The sequence below is a fragment of the Paraburkholderia sp. NPDC080076 genome, from assembly GCF_050281145.1.
Classification (GTDB): Bacteria; Pseudomonadota; Gammaproteobacteria; order Burkholderiales; family Burkholderiaceae; genus Paraburkholderia.
In genome coordinates, this window is the sequence record NZ_JBNNWQ010000003.1 from 260,828 (window position 1) to 286,715 (window position 25,888).

The 25,888-nt window shown below is 64.0% G+C and carries 19 protein-coding genes and 1 pseudogene; 9 read left to right on the forward strand and 11 right to left on the reverse strand.

What is annotated here, in order from left to right; genetic code table 11:
- Nucleotides 1–9: 9 nt before the first annotated feature.
- The 3 genes from ACQKRQ_RS13460 to ACQKRQ_RS13470 are packed head-to-tail and all read left to right on the forward strand — an operon-like array spanning nt 10 to nt 5,131.
- Nucleotides 10–1,566 carry an efflux RND transporter periplasmic adaptor subunit gene (locus tag ACQKRQ_RS13460; protein WP_427477466.1) on the forward strand — a complete coding sequence of 519 codons (1,557 nt, stop codon included), beginning with the start codon at nt 10–12 and terminating at the stop codon, nt 1,564–1,566.
- The gene (locus tag ACQKRQ_RS13465; protein WP_427477467.1) at nt 1,563–4,781 is read left to right on the forward strand and encodes an efflux RND transporter permease subunit; all 3,219 of its coding nucleotides are present in this window, start codon (nt 1,563–1,565) and stop codon (nt 4,779–4,781) included. Before ACQKRQ_RS13460 ends, ACQKRQ_RS13465 begins: the two co-directional genes overlap by 4 nt.
- Nucleotides 4,778–5,131 carry a copper-binding protein gene (locus tag ACQKRQ_RS13470; protein WP_427477468.1) on the forward strand — a complete coding sequence of 118 codons (354 nt, stop codon included), beginning with the start codon at nt 4,778–4,780 and terminating at the stop codon, nt 5,129–5,131. The genes ACQKRQ_RS13465 and ACQKRQ_RS13470 overlap by 4 nt, the downstream gene beginning before the upstream one ends.
- A 109-nt stretch (nt 5,132–5,240) precedes the next feature.
- On the opposite strand, the pseudogene ACQKRQ_RS13475 reads toward ACQKRQ_RS13470, so the two are convergent.
- The 7 genes and pseudogenes from ACQKRQ_RS13475 to ACQKRQ_RS13505 all read right to left on the reverse strand — a co-directional run.
- Nucleotides 5,241–5,609 (reverse strand): annotated as a pseudogene (locus tag ACQKRQ_RS13475) (mammalian cell entry protein); the annotation flags it as partial.
- 107 nt (nt 5,610–5,716) lie between these two features.
- Nucleotides 5,717–6,682, reverse strand: a complete 966-nt coding sequence (locus ACQKRQ_RS13480; RefSeq protein ID WP_427477470.1) for a DUF2950 domain-containing protein — start codon at nt 6,680–6,682, stop codon at nt 5,717–5,719.
- 22 nt (nt 6,683–6,704) lie between these two features.
- Nucleotides 6,705–8,087 (reverse strand): DUF3300 domain-containing protein, encoded by a 1,383-nt coding sequence (locus tag ACQKRQ_RS13485; RefSeq protein WP_427477471.1) that lies wholly within the window; start codon nt 8,085–8,087, stop codon nt 6,705–6,707.
- A gap of 141 nt (nt 8,088–8,228) precedes the next feature.
- Nucleotides 8,229–10,712: a fused MFS/spermidine synthase gene (locus ACQKRQ_RS13490; RefSeq protein WP_427478321.1), complete on the reverse strand. Its 2,484-nt coding sequence runs from the start codon at nt 10,710–10,712 to the stop codon at nt 8,229–8,231.
- A 249-nt stretch (nt 10,713–10,961) separates the two neighbouring features.
- Nucleotides 10,962–12,644: an arylsulfatase gene (locus ACQKRQ_RS13495; RefSeq protein ID WP_427477473.1), complete on the reverse strand. Its 1,683-nt coding sequence runs from the start codon at nt 12,642–12,644 to the stop codon at nt 10,962–10,964.
- A gap of 127 nt (nt 12,645–12,771) precedes the next feature.
- Nucleotides 12,772–13,830 carry an HAD family hydrolase gene (locus ACQKRQ_RS13500; RefSeq protein WP_427477475.1) on the reverse strand — a complete coding sequence of 353 codons (1,059 nt, stop codon included), beginning with the start codon at nt 13,828–13,830 and terminating at the stop codon, nt 12,772–12,774.
- 187 nt (nt 13,831–14,017) lie between these two features.
- Entirely contained in the window at nt 14,018–15,184 is a 1,167-nt protein-coding gene (locus tag ACQKRQ_RS13505) for a formylglycine-generating enzyme family protein (protein ID WP_427477477.1), read from the reverse strand.
- 363 nt (nt 15,185–15,547) lie between these two features.
- On the opposite strand from ACQKRQ_RS13505, the gene ACQKRQ_RS13510 reads away from it, so the two are divergent.
- The 6 genes from ACQKRQ_RS13510 to ACQKRQ_RS13535 are packed head-to-tail and all read left to right on the forward strand — an operon-like array spanning nt 15,548 to nt 21,989.
- Nucleotides 15,548–16,507, forward strand: coding sequence for an AAA family ATPase (locus ACQKRQ_RS13510; RefSeq protein WP_427477479.1), 960 nt, complete (start codon nt 15,548–15,550; stop codon nt 16,505–16,507).
- A 16-nt stretch (nt 16,508–16,523) separates the two neighbouring features.
- Nucleotides 16,524–17,501: a DUF58 domain-containing protein gene (locus tag ACQKRQ_RS13515; RefSeq protein ID WP_427477481.1), complete on the forward strand. Its 978-nt coding sequence runs from the start codon at nt 16,524–16,526 to the stop codon at nt 17,499–17,501.
- Nucleotides 17,498–18,037 (forward strand): DUF4381 domain-containing protein, encoded by a 540-nt coding sequence (locus ACQKRQ_RS13520; RefSeq protein WP_427477483.1) that lies wholly within the window; start codon nt 17,498–17,500, stop codon nt 18,035–18,037. Before ACQKRQ_RS13515 ends, ACQKRQ_RS13520 begins: the two co-directional genes overlap by 4 nt.
- Nucleotides 18,024–19,070, forward strand: coding sequence for a vWA domain-containing protein (locus ACQKRQ_RS13525; RefSeq protein ID WP_427477485.1), 1,047 nt, complete (start codon nt 18,024–18,026; stop codon nt 19,068–19,070). Before ACQKRQ_RS13520 ends, ACQKRQ_RS13525 begins: the two co-directional genes overlap by 14 nt.
- Nucleotides 19,060–20,652 carry a vWA domain-containing protein gene (locus tag ACQKRQ_RS13530; protein WP_427477487.1) on the forward strand — a complete coding sequence of 531 codons (1,593 nt, stop codon included), beginning with the start codon at nt 19,060–19,062 and terminating at the stop codon, nt 20,650–20,652. Before ACQKRQ_RS13525 ends, ACQKRQ_RS13530 begins: the two co-directional genes overlap by 11 nt.
- Nucleotides 20,649–21,989, forward strand: a complete 1,341-nt coding sequence (locus tag ACQKRQ_RS13535) for a hypothetical protein (protein WP_427477489.1) — start codon at nt 20,649–20,651, stop codon at nt 21,987–21,989. Before ACQKRQ_RS13530 ends, ACQKRQ_RS13535 begins: the two co-directional genes overlap by 4 nt.
- Nucleotides 21,990–22,246: 257 nt before the next feature.
- Here ACQKRQ_RS13535 and ACQKRQ_RS13540 read toward each other — a convergent pair whose 3' ends face one another.
- From ACQKRQ_RS13540 to ACQKRQ_RS13555, 4 genes are read right to left on the reverse strand one after another with little or no spacing between them, the layout of a single operon-like run.
- Complete coding sequence (locus ACQKRQ_RS13540) at nt 22,247–23,200, reverse strand: isocitrate lyase/PEP mutase family protein (protein WP_132374409.1); 954 nt, start codon at nt 23,198–23,200, stop codon at nt 22,247–22,249.
- Nucleotides 23,201–23,239: 39 nt separating this feature from the next.
- Nucleotides 23,240–24,130, reverse strand: coding sequence for an amidohydrolase family protein (locus tag ACQKRQ_RS13545; RefSeq protein ID WP_427477491.1), 891 nt, complete (start codon nt 24,128–24,130; stop codon nt 23,240–23,242).
- A 25-nt stretch (nt 24,131–24,155) separates the two neighbouring features.
- Complete coding sequence (locus ACQKRQ_RS13550; protein ID WP_342960538.1) at nt 24,156–25,091, reverse strand: isocitrate lyase/PEP mutase family protein; 936 nt, start codon at nt 25,089–25,091, stop codon at nt 24,156–24,158.
- A gap of 48 nt (nt 25,092–25,139) precedes the next feature.
- On the reverse strand, nt 25,140–25,703 hold the full coding sequence (locus tag ACQKRQ_RS13555) for a hypothetical protein (RefSeq protein ID WP_132374412.1): 564 nt from the start codon (nt 25,701–25,703) through the stop codon (nt 25,140–25,142).
- Between the last annotated feature and the right edge of the window lie 185 nt (nt 25,704–25,888).

The following is a 25,888-nucleotide window of genomic DNA, read 5'->3' on the forward strand; positions in this document are numbered from 1 at the left end:
GAAAAAAACATGAACCAGAAACTGATCGTACGCGCCGTGGCGGCAGTGTTCACTGCCGCTGCGCTTGTAGGCGCCGGCTATGTGGCCGGCAGCCATCGTGCCGCAACGGGTACACCCATGGCGTCAGCCACAGCCGCGACTCCATCCGCAGCCGGAGACAAGATCGACCCGAAAACTGGCCGCAACGTGCTCTATTGGCACGATCCGATGGTGCCGAACCAGCACTTCGACAAGCCCGGCAAATCACCCTTCATGAACATGGAGCTTCAGCCCGTCTTCGCGGACGAAGGGAGTTCCAGCGGTATCAAGGTCGACTCGACGCTACAACAGAATCTCGGCATCCGATACGCGATGGTGGTCCGGCAGGACGCCTCTGAAAGTTTCGATGCGATCGGAACCACCCAGTTCGATGAGTCGATGGCCGATGTCGTCCAGTTGCGGGTGACGGGTTATATCGATCACCTGTACGCGAGCGCGCCGATGCAACGTGTCGTGAAGGGCGCGCCGATTGCGTCGCTCTTCGTGCCCGACTGGTTGGCGCCTCAGGAAGAGTATCTGGCGCTCAAACGCGGGGGCATGGATGCCGGCCTGCTTGCCGCCGCACGTGCGCGCATGCGGGCGCTGTCGATTCCGGACGGGCTGATTGCCAGCCTCGAGCGAACCGGAAAAGCGCAGACCCATGTCACGCTATTCGCCCAGCAAGCCGGCGTGCTGACGGAGCTCAATGTTCGCGATGGTGCGATGGTGTCGCCTGGACAAACGCTCGCCAAGATCGCGGGGCTGTCGAAGCTGTGGCTGATCGTTGAGATACCCGAGTCGCTCGCATTGCAGGTGCGGCCCGGCATGATGGTCGATGCGACGTTCGCCGGCGACGCTTCGCAACACTTTAGCGGCCACATCCGTGAAATCCTGCCGGGCATCAGTCCGGACAGCCGGACGCTGCAGGCGCGCCTCGAAATCGACAACGCGGGACTGAAGCTGACCCCCGGGATGCTGATGCGCGCACGGGTCAGTGGAGCGAAACCGGTCTCGCGGCTGCTTGTGCCGTCTGAAGCGGTCATCACGACCGGCAAGCGCTCGATCGTCATTGTCAGGAATAGCGATGGCCGGTTGCAGCCTGTCCAGGTTGTGATCGGCCACGATAGCGGCGACGGCACCGAGGTCACGAGCGGGCTGACCGAAGGCCAACAGGTCGTCGCGTCGGGCCAGTTCCTGATCGACTCCGAAGCAAGCCTGAGGTCCGTGCTGCCGAAACTCGAAGGAAGCGCGGCACCGGCGGCGTCGGCCTCGACTTCCTCTCCTGCTCCTGCTCCTGCCTCCGCGCCCGCTGCCGCGCAAACCTACGAAACGACCGGCAGGGTCGAAAAAGTCACCAGCAGCGACATCACGTTCTCACATCAACCCGTGCCGGCGCTAGGCTGGGGTGCGATGACCATGACCTTCGGCAAGCCGTCTCCGACGGCCTTTCCGGACGTCAAGGTCGGCGAGTCCGTGCATTTCGTCTTCAAGCCGTCCGACGACGGCTACCAGTTGACGCAGGTCGAACCGGCCGGAGGCGCGAAATGATTGCACGCGTCATTCGCTGGTCGATTTACAACCGGTTCCTCGTGCTGCTCGCGACAGTGCTCGTCACCGCATGGGGCGTTTATTCGCTGACTCAAACGCCGGTCGACGCACTGCCGGATCTGTCCGACACGCAGGTCATCATCAAGGCATCGTATCCCGGCAAGGCGCCGCAAGTCGTCGAAGACCAGGTGACGTATCCGCTCACGACGACCCTGCTGGGGGTGCCGGGCGCCACCACCATCCGCGCCTATTCGTCGTTCGGGGACGCGTTCGTCTACGTGCTATTCGATGACAGGACGGACCCGTATTGGGCCCGCTCGCGCGTGCTCGAATATCTCAACCAGGTGCAGAGCCGTTTGCCGCAGGGCGCGACTGTCTCACTCGGGCCCGATGCCACGGGCGTTGGCTGGGTCTACGAGTACGCACTGGTCGACCGCACCGGCAAACACGACCTTGGCCAGCTTCGCGCCTTGAACGACTGGTTTCTGAAGTTCGAGTTGAAATCGGTACCGGACGTTTCGGAGGTCGCCAGCATCGGCGGCATGGTGCGGCAATACCAGGTCGTTCTGGATCCGGACAAGCTGCGTGCCTACGGCATCACGCAGGCTAGCGTCGCGGATGCCATCGGCAAGGCGAACCAGGAATCCGGTGGTTCCGTGGTCGAACTGGCCGAGTCCGAGTACATGGTCAGATCGTCGGGATATCTGCGCTCGCTCGACGATTTCCGCCACATCGTGCTGCGCACGAACAGCACTGGAACTCCCGTCTTGCTTGGCGACGTCGCACGCATTCAGATCGGACCTGAAATGCGCCGCGGCATTGCCGAACTGAACGGTGAAGGCGAAGTGGCCGGCGGTGTGATCGTGATGCGCTCAGGCAAGAATGCGCTGACGACCATCGACGCGGTCAAGGCCAGGCTCGCCGGCCTGAAGCAGTCTCTGCCGCCGGGCGTCGAGATCGTGACGACCTATGACCGCTCGCAGCTCATCGAGCGCGCAGTCGACAACCTCAGGGACAAGCTCATCGAGGAGTTCGTCATCGTCGGCGTGGTCTGCGCGGTGTTCCTGTTCCACTTGCGTAGCGCGTTCGTTGCGATCCTGTCGCTGCCGCTCGGCGTGTTAACCGCATTTATCGTGATGCGCTACCAGGGCGTCAACGCGAACCTGATGTCATTGGGCGGCATTGCGATCGCGATTGGCGCGATGATCGACGCAGCGATCGTGATGATCGAGAACGCCCACAAGCATCTGGAGGCGTACGACCACACGCACCCCGATACGCCGATCACGACTGCCCGGCGGTGGGAGTTGATCGCACAGTCGGCCGCCGAAGTCGGCCCGGCGCTGTTCTTTTCGCTGCTGATCATCACGCTGTCGTTCATTCCGGTGTTTTCGCTCGAAGGCCAGGAAGGGAAGCTGTTTGCGCCATTGGCGTTCACGAAGACCTACACCATTGCCGCTGCCGCCGGCTTGTCCGTCACGCTCGTGCCCGTGCTGATGGGCTACCTGATCCGTGGCCGGATTCCGCATGAGAACGCCAATCCGATCAACCGTGTGTTGATCCGGCTTTATCGTCCCGTGCTCGAAGCGACGCTGCACCGGCCGTGGATCGCAATCGGGCTGGCAGTGCTGGCGCTTGCCATCACGTTGATTCCCGTGTCGCGGCTCGGCGGCGAATTCATGCCGCCGCTCGACGAAGGGGATCTGCTTTACATGCCGACCGCGTTGCCCGGCATCTCCGCGGACAAAGCCGCCGAACTTCTCCAGCAGACGGATCGCCTCATCAAGACGGTTCCGGAAGTGAAAAGCGTATTCGGCAAATCGGGACGCGCCGACACGGCGACCGATCCCGCGCCGTTCGAGATGTTCGAGACCACTATCCAGTTCAAGCCGCGCAGCGAATGGCGGCCTGGGATGACACCCGAGAAGCTGGTGGATGAACTCGACGCGCGGGTGAAGATTCCGGGGCTGTCGAATGTTTGGGTGCCGCCGATTCGCAATCGCCTGGACATGCTGTCGACCGGGATCAAGACGCCCGTCGGAGTGAAAATCTCCGGCGCGGACCTGGGGCAGATCGACAAGATCGCCACGCAGGTCGAGTCCGTCCTGAAGAACGTGCCGGGCGTCACGTCGGCGTTGGCCGAACGCCTGAACGGCGGTCATTACATCGACGTCGATATCGACCGGCTCGCGGCCGCCCGCTATGGACTGTCCGTGACGGACATCCAGTCCATCGTGTCGACTGCGGTGGGCGGCGATAACGTCGGCGAGGTGATCGCGGGCCGTGAACGCTTTCCGATCAACATCCGCTATCCGCGGGAGATCAGGGACTCCGTCGACAACCTGCGCCAGTTGCCGGTCGTCACGGATCGCGGCGCGCAGATCACGTTGGGCGATGTGGCGACGATCAGGATTTCGGATGGACCGCCAATGATCCGTAGCGAGAACGCCCGGCTATCAGGCTACGTCTACGTCGACATTCGCGATACGGATTTGCAATCGGCGGTGAAAGCGATGCAGGTCGCGGTTGCGCGGCATGTTGTCCTGCCGCCCGGCTATTCGATCGCCTGGTCGGGTCAGTTCGAGTATCTGGAGCGGGCGGCCGCGAAGCTGCGAACGGTGATTCCGGTAACGCTCGCGGTCATTTTTGTGCTGCTGTTCCTGACGTTCAACTCGGCGGCCGATGCCTTATTGCTGATGTCGACGGTGCCATTTGCGCTGGTCGGCGGGTTCTGGTTGATCTGGCTTCTCGGGCACGCGGTCTCCGTTGCGACGGCGGTGGGATTCATCGCGTTGTCGGGCGTGGCGGCTGAATTCGGTGTCGTGATGCTGCTTTACCTGAAGGGCGCGCTTAACCACCGCCTCGACGCGGGCGAGCCCTTTACCGAGGCGACCCTGGTCGACGCCATCCGCGAAGGCGCGGTTTTGCGTGTGCGACCCAAGGCGATGACGGTCGCGGTTGTCCTGGCGGGCCTCATCCCGATCATGCTGGGCCATGGCTCCGGCTCCGAAGTCATGCAGCGCATCGCCGCGCCGATGGTTGGCGGCATGGTGACCGCGCCGCTCCTGTCCATGCTCATCATTCCCGCCGCCTGGCTGTTGCTGCAACGCCGCCGCGTTGCGCGCATGAAAGCCACCACGCAAGAAGCGCTGCAATCCCACGTAGCACCCACTGGCACGCTTGTGCCGCAAACTCACTCTGGAGAAAACCAATGAAGAAGTTGATCACTTTGACGGCTGCGTTCTGCACCGGTCTTACGCTCGCCGGCGTGGCGATAGCGGCGGACGACATGGCCGGCATGAAAATGGCCAACGGCGCGATGGATGCCGGGACACCGAACAACGCAGCGCTCACCGATGCGGTCATCAAAAAGGTGGATCCGTCCACCGGCATGGTGACGCTTCAGCACGGCGAGCTGAAGAACATCGGCATGTCGGCGATGACCATGGCCTACAAGGCCAAGGATGCGGCGATGGTCAAACAGGCCAAGGCGGGCGAGAAGATCAAGGTTCGCGTTGAAAACGTAGATGGCACGCTGACCATCGTGAAGCTTATGAAACAGTAACGGTTCGCGGTTGCGCAGCGATGCGTCGGCGCCTTGTCCACTCGCAAACGCATTGCTGTGTCAGTGCCGACGCCGGGCCGTTGGCTGATGGAGGAGGGCCATGAGGAAGTCACGGCTTGTCTCCAGGTTTGCCGCGCACGAGCGACTCCGGATGGCGCTCCAGATAGTCGGCCAACGCGTTCAGCGATTGCAGCGTGCGGGTCAATTCCTGCAGCGCCTGGTGCACGTCCGACTGCAACGGCGAATCCTGCTGCAAAGTCGCCTCGGCCGAGCCGAAGGTCTGCCGCGCGGCAGCGAGCGTATCGCGCGCCTGCGGCACGACTTCGTTGTTCAGCCGATTGAACAGCGCGTCGGCGTTTTTCAGCGACGTGTTCAGATTCGAGCCGATCTGATCGAACGGAATCCGGTCGAGCTTCTTCGCGATGTCGGCCACCTGGGTCTGCAGCGCGTCGAGCGTGTTCGGAATGGTCGGCAGCTGCGCGGCTCGGGCGCGGATCGAACTGTATCGGCATGCTCAACGCTGGTTCGGCGCGCGGCCCACCGGGCGCCACACGCGGCGTGGCGCCGGCGGTGCCCATGTCAGGCTCAAGGCTGCACGGCCTCCCACGACGAGTCCGGGTCGAACGATTTGAGCGCAGCCGCGACACGCGCCGACTGTGGGCCGAGGTTCTTCTGATAGATCTGCCCGTCCTGATTGACGATGAAGCTCATCACGCCCGTCTTGCCATATTCGGCGGGCCACGCGACGACGCCGTAGCCTTTGGTCATCGTGCCGTTCTCGACGTAGTTCTGGCTACCGCCTTTGGCATGCGCCCCTTGCGCGGTCAGGATGCGGAAGTGATAGCCGTAGTAACCCTCTTTCGACACGGACTGGGTGTGCGGCATAGCTGCGGCGAGCGGGCCGAGCGGGCTGTCTTTTTCACCCGGCGCGCTGGGCCAGTACAAGCCGTCGTGCTGGCCCGGTGTGCTGACAATGCGTTGCGCGTAATGCTGGGTCGACGCCTGATATTCGCCTTGCGCATCGCGAATGGCGAGCGATATCAGCATGGCCGCGTTCTCGTTGCGGCCGATGCGGCGCGTCGCGATCTCATCGCGGGCGACAGCGAGATCGAAGCGCCAGCCTTTGGACGTCTGCACAAGCGGAATCGGCAACGTCCAGCCGCTGGTGCCGACCGACAGCTGCTTGCTCGCATGACCGTCGGGCAGCGCCGGACCGTCGACGATCTGGTGTCCCTCCGACCACGCGCCGAGAAAGTCGTAGATGTCCTGTTCGCCGATGTTCTGGGTCGGAATGAAGCGGGTGAAGTCCTTGCCGAGCACGTGCTGCATGGCGGGGTGGTCGTTGCTGGCGAGCGCGTCGACAAACGCGTTGACAGCGGCCTCGGGTGTCGGATACACGGCTTGTGCATGCGCCGCGGACGCACCGAACAGAAGCGCGGCAAGCGCGAGCGCGATCCCGGCGCGGCGTGGGTTGAGCGCGAGAGCAAAGGTGGGCGCAAAGGCGTCGGCAAGACGTGCGGCGGAAGTGTGGAACATGCGGATGCAAATCATGAGCGGCTCCTGTGAGATCGGTTCAACGTTGCCGGCCGAAGTGACGCTGACCGCCGCCACCCGCGCCCAGACCGCCGCCGTGCGGCTGTCCGCCGCCGTGCGGCTGTCCGCCGCCGCCCGCGCCGAAACCGCCACCGCGTTGTTGTCCACCGCCGCCCGCGCCCAACCCGCCGCCGGCGCGCTCGCCACTACCTCCCGCTCCCAGATTGCCGCTACGTTGCTGACCGCCGCCGTTTGCGCCCAGGCCGCCGCCGCGGTTGCTCGCCTGCGCCTGCCGGCTGGCTTGCCCGCGCTGCATGTCCCGCTGCGCGTCGCCGCCATTGCCCGCGCCGCGTAACGCGTTGTCGCGGTTCACGTTCTGCGCGCTGTCGCGAATGTTGCCGGTCGTGTTGCCGCCTTGATGGATGCCCTGCACGCGCTGACTGGCTGTTCCGCCCATGTTCTGGCCGGTGCGGTTCTGCAAGGTCTGCTGCGCCTGCGCACGCGACGCCGCCGTCGCCGATGTATCGCGCCCGCGATACGCATCGCGTTGCTGGCTGCTCACGTTGGCCGTGGTATTGCGGTTGAAAGTCGAATTACGGTTCCAGTTGGTCGTGCTGCTATTCACGTTGAGCTGTCGATTCACATTGATGTTGTTGTACTGATTGACGTTGATGTTGACGCTGTGATTGTTCCAGTTGACGTTGCTCCACAGCGAACTGGTGATCGCGACGCCGACGCCGAACGCGAGACCCGCGGCAAGGCCGCTGGCCACGGCATAGCCCGGCGGGGGCGGCACATACACTGGCGGATAGGCCGGATAGGGCCACGCGCCGTAGACGACCGTGGGGTTGTACGTCGGCACATAGACGACCTGCGGGTTGACCGGCACGATCTGGATCGTGCTCTGCTCGACCACCACTTTCTGCTGCGGGTTGGTCTTCAGGTTGCCGGCCTGCTGTGCCTGTTTGCGCAGGCGTTGCACGGAGTCCATCACGTCGTTCGGCTGCGCGAGGAAGGCGTTGCCGAGTTGCGTGACCCAGTCGGGTTTCGACGCCATGGTGGCCAGCACCTGGGGAAATGCCACCAGCGATTGCACACTCGGGTCCCACGGTTCCGCCGCGACCGCCTTCACGGCGTCGTCGCCCTGGAGGTTCGGATTGGCTTTCGACCATGCCGCCGCCGCCGGCACGTCCTGCGGAAAGGTCGAGGCCATCAGCACCTGCGCGAGGAGCGCGTCGGGGTAGAGCGCGATCGGCGCGGTCAGCGAATCCAGCTGCTGGTTCGAGATTTTCGCCGGGGTTTGCGCCGGGGTTTGCCCATAAGCGGCCGGTGCGACTTCGAGGAAAAGCGGCGAGCCGGCCAGTACGGTCAATGCGGCTAGAAGAATTCGCGGTCCTCTCTGGTATGCCCTGGAGCGTTTCACGTTCAGCTCTCCCTTGTTTGGAAGTTGTGTGTGGCGCAGTGGTGCGGTGCGTGAGACGTCGACGCCGTGACCGCGCCTCTGAGCGGCCGGTCACTTGAGACGGGTTCGATCACCGGCGCAGTGGACGGAGCGGCTCCAACGTTACTGCTCATCGCCGACGAACCAGCGGAAATAGGGATTATCCGGCCGTGCATGCAACGCATCGGCAATGTCGCGAGACCACGCCCCACGCTCGCCGCGGTACGCGTCGAGACCCGCCGCATAGAAACTTCGCAGCGCGTCGCGTTCCGCGTTCAGCGTCGCGCGAAAAGTCTCATCGGCATGAAGTAGCGGCGGCTCGCTACGCAGCGCGAGCAGATGCGTGAACGTGTCCGCGAAACTGTCGCGCCGCACCCACGCCGCGTATTCGATACGCGGCCGGTCATCGGTGACGGGCGGGGCATCCGCGGTGTAATAGGCGAGGCCGGCGCGATCGGTGATCCACGTCGCGAGCAGCGCCGCCGGCGACGCCACGCCCACCTCGCGCAATGCCTTGGCCACTTGAGGCTGCGCAAAGCGCGACGCGATACGCGGCACATCCAGTTCGATCGGCTGCATCGAGCCGATCAGCATCATCTCGTGCAACTCGGTGGTCCACAGCGTGGCGTACGGAAACACCTGGATGAAACTCTGGACCAGCGAGCGCGTATCTTCTTCGTTCTGTGTCGGCAGAGGCAGCCATTGCGCGACGATGCCGCCCGTCTGCAGACGCGAGGCTGCCAGCCGGTAGAAGTCCGACGAGTACAGATTGACTACGCCGGCCGCTGAAGGAGGCGGCGGTTCGAGCGTGATCAGGTCGTAGTGTTCGCTGCTGCGCAGGAGTTCGCGCCGTCCGTCGCGCAGCCGGATATCGATGCGCGGGTCCGTGCTCATGCCGTAGTTGCCCTTGAACTGCGGCGCCGCGCGCACGACCGCCGGCAGCAGTTCGGCGACCACGCGCTGGTCGAGGCCAGGCCACGTGAGCAGCGCGCCGCCCGTGATGCCCGTGCCGAGTCCGATGACGAGCGCGCTGCGCGGCGTGTCGCGGTGAATCAGCAGCGGCAGCAGCGCTTGCAGGCGCATGTAGCGCAATGACGTCATCGCATCGCCGGAGTTCGAGACGCCTTGAATGTAGAGGCGCCGGAACTGTTTCTGGCCCGCGCCTTGTCCAATCACGGCGACGGTACCGCCCGCGCTCTCCTCGTAGGAGATCAGATTGCCGCCGCGCGCATCGGCAAGCAGAGTGGCGAGCCGGTCCGACGGTGTCAGCAGCACGGCGCACAGCGCGGCCGCGGCCAACGCCGGCACGCTCCAGCGCGCACCGCGCCGCACGCCCCGGCCGCGCCACACGGCGACACCGCCCAGCGCGCTGGCGAGGACGGCCAGCACCGCGAGCGCATGCACCAGCCCGAGCGCCGGCACGAGCACGAAGCCGGCGAGCAGCGTGCCGGCGATGCCGCCCGCGGTATTCAGCGCCACCACTGCGCCGACATCGCGTCCGGTGTGCCGCGCATCCACGCTCATGCGCAGCGCGAACGGAAAGGCCGCGCCCAGCAATAGCGTCGGTACGAAGACGATGCACGCGGCCGCGACCGCGAAGCTCGCGCACATGGCGGCGAGCAGGTTGCCGGTGGCGGAAAACGCCGCCGCGCGTGCAAGGCTTTGCCATTGCAGCAGCCAGCCGCCGAGCGCGGCGACTTCCAGCAACGCGACAAGTCCGGCCGCCACGATCAGCAGCGCGAACATGCCCCACGGATCGCGCGTGCGGTCGACGCGGCGCGAGGCGAACGCGCTGCCGAGCGTGAGTCCGAGCAGATAAGTGGCGAGCACGATCGCAAAGGCGAAACCGCGGGTGCTGACGAACTGCACGATCACTTGCGACCACACCACCTCGTAACCCAGCGCGATACCGCCCGCGAGTGCATAGAGGGTGATGGCGAGGCGTGCGCCGGGCTTGTCATTTGCTGAGGCGTCGTCATCATCATCGGAAGAGGCCGTGTCGAGCGGTCGCAATTTCACAGGAGTACGCGCGGAGCCGGTACGGCTTATCAGCAGCGCGACCAACGCGGCCACCGCGTTCAGGCCGGCCGCGGCGAACGCGCTGCCCCGCACCCCAAGCGACGGAATCAACACGAACGCGCAAACGAGTGTGCCCGCGATCGCGCCGCCCGTATTAGCCGCATAGAGGCGTGCGCCAGCGCGGCCCAACTGCGTCGCGCGCGGACCCAGGGCGCGCATCAGCACCGGCAGCGTGCCGCCCATCAACACGGCAGGCAGGCCGACCAGCGCGAACGGCAACGCCCACGCCAGTGGTCCGGCGCGCTCCTGCAACCAGGCGAACGGCGCGGCCGCGTGCGCCAGCGCGAGTGTGCTGCCCACCGCCAGCACCAGCGCGCCGCCTTCCAGCGCGGCGTAGAACAGCAAAGGCCGCGACACGCGATCGGCAAGCCGGCCGAGCAACCAGCCGCCCAACGCGAGACCCGCAAAAAATGCACTGACGCCGGTCGTGACCGCCTGCACGTCGACGCCCACGACGAGCGCCAATTGCTTGATCCACAGCACCTGGTAAATCAGCGACGCCGCGCCCGATGCAAACAGCAGCAGCATCGGCCAGGCGATGGACAACGTGGGCGCAGCGGCGGGATCCGGCGAGTCCTGTTCGAGCGGGCCGCTTCGTTCGGAGGCCCGCGCTTGCGCGCGTGCCTGTGCGCGGCGCTCACGACGCGAGCTTCTGGCGTGATGGGTCAGCGTGTGCGTCATTGATTGAATGGTGTTGAAGCGGCGCGAGACATGCGCCGCTCAGGTGATGCGTTGCGCGCGCCGTTGGAGGGTGCGCGCGCAACGCAGAGGGCAGAGCTACTCCAGTCCGCGCTTCTTGAACGACTCGTCGATCTTCTTGTCCACCTGCCGCCGCGCGCCGTCGACGCTGAAGCTCGCGGGCCGCTGGCTCGGCGGATAGTTGACGAAAGTCTGCAGGAACAGCGACGCCTTCATCGTGGCAATGCCGTTCAGGTAGACGTTCTTTGTCACCCAGTCGTTGTACTGATCCGAGGTGATGTCCGCCCGTTCATAAGGATCCATGCGCAGGTTGAACAGCTTGGGCAGCCGCAAGCAGACCAGCGGATCCTGCCAGATGTTCAGATTGCCCTTCGCGCGCTGCTCGCAGAACACCGCTTTCCAGGCGTTGCCGTCCTGATCCCAGCGCATCGCCACCAGATCGCCGTCGTCGTCGAAATAGTAGAACTCGGTGCGTGGGTCCTTGGTGGTCTGTCCGGTCAGGAACGGCAACTGGTTATAGCCGTCGAGGTGGTTCTTGAAACTCGCGCCGCCCGCCTTGGGCGCCCAGCCTTTCAATAGCCGGTCCTTCACGGCGCCGTCGCCGGCCGCGGCGAGCAGCGTCGGGAACCAGTCGAGTCCCGAGATCATCTCGTTGGAGGTTTCGCCGGCCTTGATATGGCCCGGCCAGCGGATCATCGCGGGCACACGGAACGCGCCTTCCCAGTTGGAGTCCTTCTCGCTGCGGAACGGCGTGGTCGCCGCGTCCGGCCACGAGAACTGATTCGGCCCGTTGTCGGTCGTGTAGATGACGATGGTGTTGTTGGCGATCTTCAGATCGTCCAGCAGCTTCAGCAGTTTGCCGACGTCCTGATCGTGCTCCCACATGCCGTCGGCGTATTCGTTGCCGGGCATGCCGCTCTTGCCTCTGAACTCGGGCCGCACGTGCGTGAAGACGTGCATGCGCGTGTAGTTCATCCAGACGAAGAAGGGCGTGCCGTTCTTGACCTGCTTGCGGATGAATTCTTCCGCGTGCGCGCCGGTTTCGTCGTCGATGGTCTCCATGCGTTTGGCTGTGAGCGGGCCGGTGTCCTGAACCTTGCCGTCCGAGGTGCTGTGAATCACCCCGCGCGGTGAAAAGTTCTTTACGTATGGGTCGTTCTTGTCTTTCGGCCAGTAAGGACGCTCGGGTTCTTCCTCGGCGTTCAGGTGGTACAGGTTGCCGTAGAACTCGTCGAAGCCGTGATTGGTCGGCAGGTACTCGTTCTTGTCGCCGAGGTGGTTCTTGCCGAACTGGCCGGTGGCGTAACCGAGCGGCTTGAGCGCCTGCGCGATCGTCATGTCGCCTTTTTGCAGGCCGACCGGCGCGCCCGGTGCGCCGACCTTCGAGAGCCCGGTGCGCAATGGAACCTGTCCCGTGATGAACGACGAGCGGCCCGCCGTGCAGCTATTTTCAGCGTAGTAGTCGGTAAAGATCATGCCTTCGCTGGCAATGCGGTCGATGTTCGGCGTCTTGTAGCCGACCACGCCGCGCGAGTAGGCGCTGATGTTCGTCTGGCCGATGTCATCGCCGAAAATCACGAGGATGTTCGGTTTCGGCGCGGATTTGGCGGCCGGTTGAGGGGCGCTCGTCGCAGCGGGCTTGGCCGCGGGTTGCGTCTGTGCGGGTGCGTTGATCGATGGAAGGATCAACACACCGAACACGGCAAGGGCAAGCACGGTCGCCCCCAACGCGTAACGTCCTTTTTTCAGCACTTTTGTCATTGTGTCGCTCCGATGGAGTTGACGCTTATCTGCCCGCTATTCGCCCGTCATGCCTTGCTTCGCGTGACGGGGTTGCCCCTCGTCGGCCGCCGCCCGCTTGCGGCCTGCGCTCGCCGCTTCGCGCGGCTTACTGCTTCGGCGCCGGAAACACCGTTTGCCAGTCGTCTTTCATGCTGACCACCGTCCAGCCGTCGGCAACCGCTTCGTCCCACGCCTTGTCGAGCTTGCCGACTTTCGACGCACGGTCGTACGCGAACTCGCGCGCGGCGTCGTCGTGATGCAGCAGCAACGCGAGATGCCGTCCGGGACCGCTCGCGGTGTACTGCAGCATCTGCAGATCGCCGTCAGAATTACCGAACGCGAGGATCGGCTTGCGGCCGATGTTGCGATAGATGCCGACGGGTTTGCCGGCACCGTCGTCGACGAAATCGATTTTCGGCTGTCGTACGAGAGCCGGCTGGCCGTTGAGCATCTCGTACTGGACCGCCTGACTGGAGCCGATGATCTGCTCGGGCGGAATGCCGTAAACCTTCTCGGCCCAAACCCGCATGAATTCGATCGTGCCACCCGAAACGATGAAGGTCTTGAAGCCGTTGGCGCGCAGATAGGCGAGCAATTCAAGTTGCGGCTGATATACGAGCTCCGTATACGGCCGGCTGAATTTTGGATGTCGCGCGCTGTCGAGCCACGCGCGGATCGTTTTGTCGTAAGCGTCGACGGTCATGCCGCTATTGGCGACTCCGATTAGTTGCAGCAACGCCTTCTGCTGGTTCGCGAGCGCGCCGTAGTCCTTCGCGACGAGCGCCTTGAATGCCGGATTGTCTTTCCACTCGGGATGCTGCGGCGCGACCGCCTTCACCTGTGCGACCATGAAGACCAACTGGAAATACAGCGGCTGTTCGCTCCACAGCGTGCCGTCGTTGTCGAACACGGCGATGCGATCCGCGGGCGGCACGTACGTCGGCGAGCCTTCGCGGGTGACATCGGCGACGAAGGACTGGATGGTCTGTTTGGCCTTCGTGTCGCGCCACGAAGGCAACGCGGCGGCAGGCTGGTTCGCCTGCGGCTGGGCGGGCGTGACGGCGTCGTGCTGCGCGGCGCAACCGGCAAGACTCAGTGCGACGCAGGCAGCCCGGAGCAGGCGCAGCGCACGGCTTGACCACACAGGCTGACGGCACAGTTGCATCCGGACTCCAGTTCGATTGGAACAACAAGTTGAACCGACGAGTTGAACCGACGAGTTGAACCAACACTCGCGACGCGCGCCAACACCTCGCGGAGGCGCGAAACAGCGCTTAAAAGCAAAACGCGCAGCAAATAAAGAGCAATCAGGCAGCAGTCGATTGGCGCTCAGGCAGCCGTTGGACGCACGGCTACCCGCCGGCGATGCCAGGCGCGCCCGCGGCTCTCGCCGAGGCCTGACGCGCGCCGGCTTCTTTCCAGGTGTCTTCGTCCATCACGAGGCGAAAGCCGAGATGCGACATGCTGTTGTAGGGATCGGTGCCGCGTCTTGCACTGGGCCGGTAGCTCAGGCAGTAGGTTTCATTGCACAGGAACGAACCGCCGCGTGTCACGCGCTTGGGCGCGTCGACGGGCACGCCCTGGTCGGCGGGATCCCACGAGTCGCGCGGACCCACGGGGTTGTCGATCGCGCTGGTGCTCACCGCTTCGCGTCGGAATTGGTCCGCGCGATACCAGTCGGCCACCCATTGCCAGGCGTTGCCGGTCATGTCGGAGAGGCCGTAGCCGTTGGCCGGGAACGTGCCCACCGGGCTCGTGCCGAGCGCGCCGCCCGCTTTCGGATTGACGACCGGGAACGACTGCGCCTGCTGGCCTTGCCACACGTTGGCCATCTGTTTGCCGTCAGGGGAGAACTGCTCGCCCCATGCGTACGTCGCCTGTTCGAGTCCGCCGCGCGCGGCGAATTCCCATTCGGCTTCGGTCGGCAGACGCTTGCCGGCCCACTTCGCATAAGCCTGCGCATCCTCGTAGGAAACCTGAACGACAGGGTGGTCGTCTTTACCGATGATGTTGCTGTCAGGTCCGGTCGGATGACGCCAGTTGGCGCCAGGCACATAGCGCCACCACTGCGAGTAATCATCCAGCGGCACCGGACGATTGGTGCCGACGAACACCATCGCGCCCGCCACCATCGCGCTGTCGGGCGGACGCGGCGTGCCGGGCGGCAACTGCACTTTCAGGGTGTCCCAATCGGGCTTTTTCTCGGCGGTGGTGACGTAGCCGGTGGCCTCGACGAAGCGGCGGAACTCGGCGTTCGTGACGTGATGCCGGTCCATCCAGAAGCCGTGCACCTTGACCTTGTGCGCGGGACGCTCGTTCGGCTGGGCCTGTTTGGCGTCGCTGCCCATGAGGAACTGACCGCCGGGCACCCAGGCCATGCCGAGCGGGCCGTGCGTGCCGTCGCCGAGGACAATTTGTGGATGAGCGGCAGCGTGCGGCGTGAAGGCCCAACTGACAGCGGCTCCGACACATGCGGGAAGCATGACGAGCAGGGTGCCCCACAGCAACAGTTTGCGCATGCGCGAGGCACGCGTTGCTGTTGCGGCGGCCGTTCCGTTCGAGCGGGACGGCCCGGCTGGCACTCGATCTCTTGCACTCGTCATCTTTTCTCTCACGCAGTGAAACGGCCGGGTCGTCGTACGTGACGGTCGACTCTCTATTTCAAGCTTCAGGACAAGCTTAGCGATACAGAATAAGGATGTTGCACTCGTGCAAACGAGCCAGTTGGAGAGTAGCAATTTTTTTCTAATATTTCATAATTTTTTTTAAACAAGTTGGAAGCTTTGACGAATACGCAGAGGTGCATTACCGTGTCTGCGGCAAGCATGGCATCCGGGTCGTCCAATCAGATATTACATAAATGACTTGAGAGAGAAAGCACGATGCGCGAGACCGTTCTGCAGTTTGAAGCGAGCGTGAATGAGGCGGTCGTGGGCCAGCAGGCCGTGGTTCGGCAGGTGTTGATCGCGTTGCTGGCGGACGGTCACGTATTGCTGGAAAGCCTGCCGGGTCTGGCCAAAACGCGCACGGTCAAGGCCATTGCCACGCGGCTCGCGGCCACCATGAGCCGTATTCAGTTCACGCCCGATCTGTTGCCTTCGGACATCACTGGCGCGGAAACGCTGTTGCAATCCGGTACCGAACGCACGCTCAGTTTTCAACCCGGACCGATTTTCGGCAATCTGATTCTCGCCGACGAAATCAATCGCGCACCGGCCAAGGTTCAATCCGCATTGCTCGAAGCAATGGAAGAGCGGCAAATCTCAGTGGCGGGAAAAACACACCTGATGTCCGCGTTGTTTCTCGTGATGGCGACGCAGAATCCGATTGAACAGGAAGGCACTTATCCATTGCCTGAAGCGCAAATGGATCGTTTTCTTCTCAAAGTGCTGATCGACTATCCGTCGCCCGATAGCGAAGTCGCCATGCTGCGGCTGTTGCGGCATGAGAGCAATGCGCCCGCCGAGGCGCCGACGGTGCTGTCGCAGGACGTCATTTTCGCGGTGCGCGAAGAAATCCGCCAGATTGCCGTGGCTCCCGCGATCGACGACTATATCGTGTCGATCGTCAACGCGACGCGTCACGGCGCGCAACTCGACGCGGACCTCGGCAAGTGGATCGAAGTCGGCGCGAGCCCGCGCGGCGCGATCGGACTCGACCGCGCGAGCCGTGTTCAGGCCTGGCTGCAGGCGCGCAGTTTCGTTACGCCCGACGACGTGCGCGCCGTCATGCATCCCGTACTGCGGCATCGCCTGATCCTTTCTTACGATGCCAACGCGGACAGTATCAGCGCCGACCGGGTGATCGACCGTCTGGTGGAAAAGGTGGCGGTGCCGGCCTGATCCGGCTGTCGTTTCAATGCTAAGGAGTGGCGTGGCCGTGCCGTCCTCAACTGACATCGGCAGCGTATATGTCGACGCCGCGCATCTGGCGAAGCTCGAATTCCAGGCGCGGGGCCTGAGTTTCGTCGCGCCCGCGCCGGTGTCGAGCGTGCTGTCCGGGGCGCACGCGTCGCGACTGCGCGGACGCGGCCTGAACTTCGAAGAGATTCGCGGCTATCTGCCGGGCGACGATGTCCGTCATATCGACTGGAAGGCGTCGTTGCGGCTCGGCAAGCCGCAGGTTCGCACTTACACCGAGGAGCGCGACCGGCCGCTTCTGGTGGTGGTCGATCAGCGCATGAGCATGTTTTTCGGCTCGCATCGCGCGTTCAAATCCGTGGTGGCCGCTGAAGCCGCCGCGCTTGCCGTGTGGATGGGATTCGCCGCGGGCGACCGCGTCGGCGGCGTGCTGTTCAACGACAGCCGGCTCACGCGCATCAAGCCGCTGCGCAGCCGCGTTCGCATCAAGACGTTGTTCGGCGCGCTCGCCGCGATGAACGGCGCACTGCACGCCGAAAGCGAGACCCGAACCGCTTACGATCAACTCGACGCCGCGCTAGAAGGCGTGCTTCAACTGGCGGGACACGACTATCTGATCTGCGTGATCAGCGATTTCGCCGGCGCGGGCGAGCGCACGCGCCGGCTGCTGCGGCAACTCGCGGCGCATAACGACGTGGTCGCTGCAATGATCTTCGATCCGCTGTGGCAGCAGATGCCGGGCCACCGCGCGCTCGTTGTCAGCGAAGGGCGTTTGCAGGTCGAATTGCGCGTCGAACAGGAGCGCGTGCGCCGGCCGTTGTCGAGCCTGTTCAGCGGCCGCACGGCCGAAGTGGCCGAATTGCTGCGCACGAGCGGCGTGCCGTTGATGGCGCTCTCCACCGACGAACCGGCCGTCGATCAGGTGCGGCGTCTGTTCGGCGAACGCGCGCGGCCTGCTGGCGGGAGCGGCATATGAGCGATACGTCCGGGATCGTGTCGGCGGTGGCGGATAAGTCGTCGCAACTGCAGAGCTTGCAGGAGTTGCCGCTACCCACACCGGTATCGTACGCACCCCAAACAATCGGCTGGGTGTTCGTCACGGCCATGTTGATCGCGCTCGTGTTGCTGGGAGTATGGGCGGCCTGGCGTCGCTATAGGCGCCAGAGATACAGGCGCAATGCCTTGCAGGAACTGGCCGGAATCGAGGCGAACCTCGCGACGGGTCAGGCGGACCCGCTGCAACGCGCGGCCATGCTCGCCGCGATACCGCGGCTGTTGAAACGCACGTCGCTCGAAGTGGCACCGCGCGAACAGGTGGCGGCGTTGACTGGCGACGCGTGGCTCGCTTTTCTCCAACGCACGCGCGGGCGCTTCGACGCGCAAACCGGTCCGCTGCTCACGCTCGCGAGTTATGCGCCGCCGGAACAGGTCGCGCGTCTTTCGCAGGACGACGCGGCCGCGCTGATCCGGCATGCACGCGACTGGATCGAGCATCATCATGTGGAAGTTTGACTTTCCGTGGATGTTCGCGCTGCTGCCGCTGCCCCTACTCGTGTGGTGGCTGGTGCCGGCTTATCGCACCACGGCCATGGCCGTGCGCGTGCCGTTCTTTCATGAAATGGCGCAGGCCGCCGGCGAGAAGCCGGCGCCCGGCGGCGTGCGTTTGCGCCGGCACTGGCTGCTGCGTTTGCTGATGCCCGTGCTGTGGGTGCTGCTCGTGATCGGGGCGGCGAAGCCGGTGTTCGTCGAGCCGCCGGTCGTGCGCGACGAACCGGCGCGCGACCTGATGCTGGCGATCGATCTGTCGGGATCGATGGCCACGCGCGACTTCGTCGATCCGGCCGGTGAGCGCATGGACCGGCTGAGCGCCGTCAAGCGCGTGGTCGCCGACTTCGTGGCGAAGCGCAAGGGCGACCGTATTGGCCTCGTGGTGTTCGGCGACGCGGCCTATCCGCAGGCGCCGCTCACGCTCGATCACGACAGCGTGCGGATTCTGCTGGATCAGATGCAGATCGGCATGGCGGGTCCGCGCACGGCGATCGGCGACGCGATCGGATTGACCGTCAAGCTGATGGCTGGTTCGCATGCGCAGGAGAAGGTGCTGATCCTGCTCACCGACGGCAACGACACCAGCAGCGCGATCCCACCGGAGCGGGCGGCCGAGATCGCGAAACAGCACAAGCTGGTGGTGCACACGGTGGGCATCGGCGATCCAGACACGACCGGTGAAGACCACGTCGATCTCGATGTGTTGAAGCGCATCGCGGACATCACCGGCGGCCGCTCGTTCCGCGCCTTGGGTCAGGAAAAGGATCTGGCTGATGTCTACACGACGCTCGACAAACTGACGCCTGAGAAAATCAAACGGGAGATCTACCGGCCGCAGCGCGATTATTTCTGGGTGCCGGTCGCGGCGGGCTTGTCGATTCTGGCGCTTTATCACGTGCTGGCTTTGTTGATCGCGTGGTTGCGCGCACCTCGGCGAGCGCGGGGCGTGCAGGGCGTGGAAAGTGTGCCGGTGAGCGAGGCTCGGCATGGAAATTGATCTGACCGCGTTCCATTTCCTGCGGTCGGCGTGGCTGCTGTTGCTGATTCCGGCGTTCGGCCTGCCGTTCGTCTGGCTGCGTCGCAACGACGTGCGCGCGCGCTGGCGTGGTGTGATCGCGCCGCAATTGCTGGAGCATCTGATCGTCGGCGACGCGAAACGCCGCGTGATTCAGCCGGTTCATACGCTGGCGCTGCTGCTCGGCATCGGCGCGATTGCGGCGGCGGGGCCGACGTGGCAGCAGGAACACCCGCCGTTCAATCAGGACAAGGCGCCGCTCGTCGTCGTGCTCGAACTCGCGCATTCGATGGATGCCACCGACATCGCGCCGACCCGTCTCGAACGCGCGAAGCAGAAGGTGCTCGATCTCGCGAGAGCGCGCAAGGGCGCGCGAACGGGGCTCGTCGTGTTCGCATCGACGGGCCATCTCGTCGTGCCGCCGACCGAAGATCCGGCGATGCTCGAACTCTACGTGCCCGCGCTTTCACCGGCGCTGATGCCGCGCGACGGCAAGAACGCGACCGCCGGTCTCCACGTCGCCGAGCGTCTGCTCGCGAACGACCCGGCCGCGGGCACGATCGTCTTCATGAGCGACGGTTTCGATGCAAACAGCGCGGACGCCTTCGTGCGAAAGGCGAAATCGCTGCGGCATCAACTACTCTGGCTCGCAGTCGGCACGGAGCACGGCGGTCCGATCCGCGCCCCCGACGGCATGATCCAGATGGATGCCGAAGGCCATCCGCTGCTGGGCACATTCGACGCCGATGCGATCCGCACTGTCGCGCGCGATGCCGACATTCCGCTCGCGAGCATGCGTGCCGATGACGACGACGTGGCGTGGGTCCAGCATCGCGCGCAGGCCTATCTCGCACAGGCGGAGGAGACCAGGATCGAGCCGCGCTGGAAGGAGAGCGGCTACTGGCTCGTGTTGCCGTTGCTGCTGCTCGCGCTATGGAGTTTCCGGCGCGGCTGGACCGTCAAGTGGCTGCCCGTCGTGCTGCTTTCGCTCGCCTTCAGCGCGTTGCCGCGACAAGCGCAAGCGGCGCAATGGCAGTGGCTCGATCTATTCGCGACGCACGACCAGCAAGGGCGCTGGAATCTCGACCACGGCAACTACAAGGCGGCTGCGGAACGTTTCGACGATCCGATGTGGAAAGGACGTGCGCAATATCTGGCGGGAGATTACGCCGGCGCGCTCGAAACTTTCTCGCGGCTCAAGACGGCGCAGTCGTATTTCTATATCGGCAATACGCTCGCGCATCTCGACGATTACGCGGGCGCAATCAAGGCCTACGACAACGCGCTCAAACTGCAACCCAAGCTCGCGCAGGCGACGGCCAATCGTGCGTACATGCAGACGCTGCTGGCGAGAGACAAACAGAACGAGGCCGACCCCGAGGAAGAGCAGCCCGACCAGGTGCAGGTCGATAAGAAGAAGGGCCGTGGCACGACCGCTGTGATCGAAGCGGCGCCACAGCCGAGCGAGGATGCGTGGATGCGCAACCTGAACACGTCGCCCGCCGTGTTCCTGCAGCAGCGCTTCGAACAGGAATCCGCGGCGAAGACGGGGGGCACGCCATGAAGCGATTTCTATTCGGCGTCGCGCTGCTGGTTTCCTCGCTGGCATCGGGACTCGCCACGGCCGATCCCGCGCCGCGCATCATGGCGCGCGCGCATCTCGAACCGGCCGGTCCGGTCGTGGCGGGAAGCGAGGTCAAGCTGGTTGTCGATGTGCTGACGACCACGTGGTTCACCGAGGCGCCGAACTGGCCGTTGTTCACGATCCCCGACGCGATCGTGAATCTGCCCGACGAGCAGGCCGACAATCTGTCCGAAGACATCGACGGCACGCGCTGGTTCGGCGTGAGCCGCGCGTACCGGATCGCGCCGCAGGCGGGCAAGACCTTCGAGATTGCGCCGCTGACCATTACCGTCTATCCCGGCGGCGTGACAGGACCGGCGCAGGTGACGACGCCCGCGTTGAAACTCACCGCAACTTTGCCGCCAGGCGCTGAAGGCATGACCACCTTTTTCGCCGCGCCCAAACTCACCGTCGAACAGAAAATCGAACCGGCGCCGGGGCATCTCGCCGTCGGCGGGCCGCTCACGCGCACGATTACCCAGCGCGCCGCGGGCACCGAGTCGATGCTGATTCCGCCCGCGATACTCGCCGACGTGGCCGGCCTCAAGCGCTACGCGAAACCCGCGGCGACGCGCAACATCGTCGAGGACCGCGCCGGACTGGTCGCCGGCGAGCGGACCGACAGCGCGAGCTACGTCGCCGATCGCAAGGGCAACTACAATCTGCCGCCCGTGACGATCGAATGGTGGAACACGACGACGCGGCGCAAGGAAAAGATCGTCTTGCCGGCGGTGCGTTTCTCGGCCGCCGCGGTACGGGAAAAGCCGCTATTCGAGCTACCCGTCGACGCCATGCGTGAAGGCATGCCGCATCGAATCGTCGTGATTCATGCGCGGCAGGTCATTGTCGGCTGTGCCGTCGTGCTGGGCATGATCCTGTTGATTGCCCTGCGTGCACGTGTCGGGTCTTTCGTGCGGCGTAGCGAACGTGTGGTGAGTCAAGCGCGAAAGCGCTGGCTGGCAAGCGACGCGCTTGCCTGGCGCAAGCTCGCAATGGCCGCGCGCAAGGGCGAGTGGCGGCGGACCATTCCGGCCTTGTATGCGTGGATGGATAGAGGAGGCGACTTCGGTCGTCCCGCGCGCTTCGAGAACATCGATGCGACCGGCGATCAGGATGCCGCGAGTTTGATCGCCGCGGTCGAATCGAACTATGCGGGCGACGATGCACGGCGTCGTCCTCGATGGAAAGAGATCGGCGCGGTTCTACGCCGGAGTGCAAATCGGGCGAGGACGAAGCGCAAGGGCGACACCTTGCCAGGACCGCTGAACCGATATTAGGATTTGCCGAACGCGCACCCTCGACTCCGAACCGCCAGCGCCTATGGGTCACGACGCAGAACGAAAGATGGCATCGACTGCCCGCGTCCTTTCCTCCATCGCAGACCTGCTATATCAAATGGTTGCAGTGGCGGCGCGACGGCCTCATGTCGAGGATTGCCGAGGAACTGGGCTTGAAGGAAGTTTTATCGACGGACGAGGAAGCGGGCAGCGAGTCAGCCTCGTCCGGTTCGCGAAGCCGCGTGCGTGCTGAAAGCCTAACGTTTCTCCCGCACCACGTAGTTCGCCGCGCTCGATCCGTATTTGCGCTCGATATCCTCGGGTAGCAGAAATTCCGTTTCGAGTTTGTCGATCATCGGATAGCCCATCAGGTCGGTAATATCGTCGATGCCCACCAGCAGATCGGGCCGGTCGTGCACCGTGCCGTTCTGCGCGCCGTCGCGAAACAGTTCGAGCGCGCGCATCATGCCCATGATCGCGGCCGCCGGCAACATCCGCGCGACGGTGACGCGTTTTACGCCGAGTTCCTGCAAACGGCGCACGGGGATCAGCGGCGTGGTGGGCCGCGAGCGAATGCCGAAGCCCATGTTGATGCTGACGGGCGCGTTGACGCCGTCGACGAATTTTTTGATCTGCTCTTCCGATGCGATCGCGTCGGGATAGACCATGTCCGCGCCGGCGGCCACATACAGTTTCGCGCGTTCGATCGCGGCATCGATACCTTCGACGGCGATCGCATCCGTGCGCGCATTGATCACGAAGCCGGAATCGGATTTCGCCTTCACCGCGGCTTCGATCTTCTTGGCCATTTCCCGCGCGTCGATCACTTCCTTGCCGCGCATGTGGCCGCAACGCTTCGGGCTGACCTGATCCTCGATATTCACGCCGACCACGCCGGCTTCCTCGAACAACTGCACGGTGTGATACACCGACACCGGATTGCCATAGCCGGTGTCCGCATCGGCCATCAGCGGCAGCGAGACGGAACGCGCCAGCCAGTGGCAAGCGTCGACATTTTCCGTGAGCGTCATGATGCCGATGTCTGGCTGGCTCAGGCGCGAGTTGGCCAGCCCCGCGCCGGTCGTCGAGGCCGCCTTGAAACCCATTTTCTCGATCACTCTCGCGCTGTAGCCGTCGTAGACGCCCGGTGAAATGATGATTTCGCCGGAATTCAGAAGCGCTCGCATCTGCTGGATTTTCGTGCTGCCCATATGCCACTCTCCACGTTTGGAAAACGCGCGGCTATACGGCTATTCGAAGCCGTATAGCCGCGCGGGATTGATGCCGAGAATCATGTCGCGGGTGCCGCCCTCGGGCGCCCACTCGCCGACGAGGCCGAGCAGCACGCTCATGTTGGGCATCACGCCGTGATAGGACGAGTGCGGCCAGTCGCTGCCCCACACCAGCCGGTCAGGCCGCGCTGCCACGAGTGCTTTGGCGAACGGCAGCACGGCGGCATAGGGGGAAATGTCGTCGCCGAGGCGAAACGGCGCGGATAGTTTGACCCAGCATCGGCCGCTTTCCATGAGCGTCAGCAGCGCTTTGAAACCCGGCTGATCGAGGCCGTCCTGAACGACAATGCGCGCGAAATGATCGAGCACGACAGGCACCGGCAAACGCGCGAGGCGAGGGCCGATCTCCGGGAGGTCACGCGCATCGAGATGCAATTGCACGTGCCAGCCGAACGGCGCCACGCGCCTTGCCATTGCGTCCAGATCGTCGAGACCCGAGCGCGTATGCAGACGCACGCCGCGGAATCCGGCAGCGTCGAGACGCCGCAACTCCGCGTCGCTCACGTCCGGTTTCAATTGCGCAATGCCGCGCCATGCGCCGGACGATGTGTTGAGCACGTCGAGTGTGATCCGATTGTCGTCATAGACAGTCGGCTGGACGATCACCGCGCGCGTGACGCCGAGCTTCGCGAGCAGTGCGCGATATTCGTCGAGGCCGACCGGCGCGGGCGTATAGCGCCGCTTATCGCGGTACGGATACCGTTCAGGCGGCCCATAGATATGCGCATGACAATCGCATGCGCCCGGCGGCAAGACGAACGGTAGCGCAACCGGCGAGGCATCCGGCGATTGGCAGACCGGTGGTTCATCCGTTAAAGCATGTTGACGATCTTTTGCCGAATCGGTCATATAAGCTCCGCGCCAGGGTTGGTGGTCACGGCCGTTTTTCGTACGCGGCATGCTCGTATTTCTGCTGATATTGTTCCGGTGTCAGATAGCGCTGTTCGATGCGTTCGAGCTCCGCGATCCCGACCAGATCGTTGAGTTCCTCGAACGACACGACGAGGTCGGGACGTTCGATCACATCACCGCTTTCTACCGACTCCTTCAGCGTTGCAATCGCGTTCTTCATGCCCTGAATGGCCGCCGCCGTCAGCAAGCGCGGATAGACCACCACGGCCACGCCCAACTCCTGCAATCGTCGCGCGGAAATCAAGGGCGTGGTGGAGCGCTGGCGAATGCCGAATCCCATGTTGACGCAAACCGGCTTGGAGACATTCTTGACGACCGTCGTAATATGATCCGTGGCCAGCAGCGCGTCGGCGAACAGCAGGTCCGCGCCGGCTTCGGCGTACATATTCAACCGCTTGATGACTTCGTCGATGCCATGCGTGGCGAGCGAGTCGGTCCGCGACATGATGAGGAGCTCCGGATCGAGCCGCGCTTCCGCTGCGGCGCGGATTTTTTCCGCGCCTTCCTCGGCGGAGATCACCTGCTTGCCTTTCATGTGGCCGCAGCGTTTCGGCCAGACCTGATCTTCGATCATCACGCCGGCGAGGCCCGCGCCGTCGAATGCGCGAACCGTGAAATGCACGTTGACCGCGTTGCCGTAGCCGGTGTCGGCGTCGGCAATCAGCGGCTGCTCGCAACAGGAGGCGAGCGCGCGCGTGACGCGCAGGTTTTCCTCGAGTCCCATGATGCCCTGATCGGCCCAGCCAAGACTGGCTTCACTCACGCCGGCGCCGGTCACAAAGCCCGCGGCGAATCCGGATGCGCCGAGCAGTCTCGTGCTGTAACCATCGAACACGCCCGGCATCACCAGGATTTCAGGGGCGGCAATCAATTCACGCAGCTTGCTTCTCTTGCTCATCGTTTCCTCCAGGCAATACGAACCGGCAATGGCTGCTCACGCTGCGCGTCACTTCGTAATGAAAAGCTCTTTGCGCCAGCGGTCCTTGTGAATACCGATCACATCTATCTGATCGACGTAGTACAGAATCTTGCCTTCGAGCGTGGCGGGGAATTTCGGCGCCTGAGGCGAATGCGTCAGCAGCACGTGCACGATTTCATCGGGAATGCCGTTGCGCAAGGCCAGATGCGCGGCCCAGAAGGCGTGCGGATACTGTTTGCCGATATCGGTGGCGACGACCTTGCCTTCCGCGTCCGGTGCGAATTCGACCACTTTGCTCGCGTCCTGCAGCACGGCCGCCGCGATCAGATAATCGCGATTCACCTTGATGCCGTGGTGGCGTTCGAACAGATCGGCGACCGACATCGCCATCTCCAGCACGCACTGGTTATGGGGCAGAGTCGGATAAGGAATTTCAGTCGATGTCGGAACCTCCGCGATCCGCTTCCAGGGGCTCATCTCCCACAGCGTCTCCCATGTGGCAATGACGGCCTTGCGCAGCGTCGCGTCGCTAATGTCGGCGACCTGGGGAAACATCGCCACGACATCGATCGGTTCTTTCGATTGACTCATTGTGTGCTCCATTGCGTCCTCTTCTGTTTGACACCTATCTGCCGTACGATACGGCGCCTCGGCTTGCTCGAGCAGGAACCGTGCTATCGGAATTGCCTCGCGCTGCGCAGCAGCATGCGTGACCGATGCACTGGGTGAACGCGGGGTCGGTCGCGGCATGATTGACCGGGCGTTGCGAGAGACGC

Bases quoted from the DNA above. Each gene is read 5' to 3' on its own strand.
- ACQKRQ_RS13460 (WP_427477466.1), top strand. From the start codon at position 10: ATGAACCAGAAACTGATCGTACGCGCCGTGGCGGCAGTGTTCACTGCC.
- ACQKRQ_RS13465 (WP_427477467.1), top strand. From the start codon at position 1,563: ATGATTGCACGCGTCATTCGCTGGTCGATTTACAACCGGTTCCTCGTG.
- ACQKRQ_RS13470 (WP_427477468.1), top strand. From the start codon at position 4,778: ATGAAGAAGTTGATCACTTTGACGGCTGCGTTCTGCACCGGTCTTACG.
- ACQKRQ_RS13480 (WP_427477470.1), bottom strand. From the start codon at position 6,682: ATGATTTGCATCCGCATGTTCCACACTTCCGCCGCACGTCTTGCCGAC.
- ACQKRQ_RS13490 (WP_427478321.1), bottom strand. From the start codon at position 10,712: ATGCTGCTGCTGTTTGCATCGGGCGCGGCGTCGCTGATTTACCAGGTG.
- ACQKRQ_RS13495 (WP_427477473.1), bottom strand. From the start codon at position 12,644: ATGACAAAAGTGCTGAAAAAAGGACGTTACGCGTTGGGGGCGACCGTG.
- ACQKRQ_RS13500 (WP_427477475.1), bottom strand. From the start codon at position 13,830: ATGCAACTGTGCCGTCAGCCTGTGTGGTCAAGCCGTGCGCTGCGCCTG.
- ACQKRQ_RS13505 (WP_427477477.1), bottom strand. From the start codon at position 15,184: ATGCGCAAACTGTTGCTGTGGGGCACCCTGCTCGTCATGCTTCCCGCA.
- ACQKRQ_RS13510 (WP_427477479.1), top strand. From the start codon at position 15,548: ATGCGCGAGACCGTTCTGCAGTTTGAAGCGAGCGTGAATGAGGCGGTC.
- ACQKRQ_RS13515 (WP_427477481.1), top strand. From the start codon at position 16,524: ATGCTAAGGAGTGGCGTGGCCGTGCCGTCCTCAACTGACATCGGCAGC.
- ACQKRQ_RS13520 (WP_427477483.1), top strand. From the start codon at position 17,498: ATGAGCGATACGTCCGGGATCGTGTCGGCGGTGGCGGATAAGTCGTCG.
- ACQKRQ_RS13525 (WP_427477485.1), top strand. From the start codon at position 18,024: ATGTGGAAGTTTGACTTTCCGTGGATGTTCGCGCTGCTGCCGCTGCCC.
- ACQKRQ_RS13530 (WP_427477487.1), top strand. From the start codon at position 19,060: ATGGAAATTGATCTGACCGCGTTCCATTTCCTGCGGTCGGCGTGGCTG.
- ACQKRQ_RS13535 (WP_427477489.1), top strand. From the start codon at position 20,649: ATGAAGCGATTTCTATTCGGCGTCGCGCTGCTGGTTTCCTCGCTGGCA.
- ACQKRQ_RS13540 (WP_132374409.1), bottom strand. From the start codon at position 23,200: ATGGGCAGCACGAAAATCCAGCAGATGCGAGCGCTTCTGAATTCCGGC.
- ACQKRQ_RS13545 (WP_427477491.1), bottom strand. From the start codon at position 24,130: ATGACCGATTCGGCAAAAGATCGTCAACATGCTTTAACGGATGAACCA.
- ACQKRQ_RS13550 (WP_342960538.1), bottom strand. From the start codon at position 25,091: ATGAGCAAGAGAAGCAAGCTGCGTGAATTGATTGCCGCCCCTGAAATC.
- ACQKRQ_RS13555 (WP_132374412.1), bottom strand. From the start codon at position 25,703: ATGAGTCAATCGAAAGAACCGATCGATGTCGTGGCGATGTTTCCCCAG.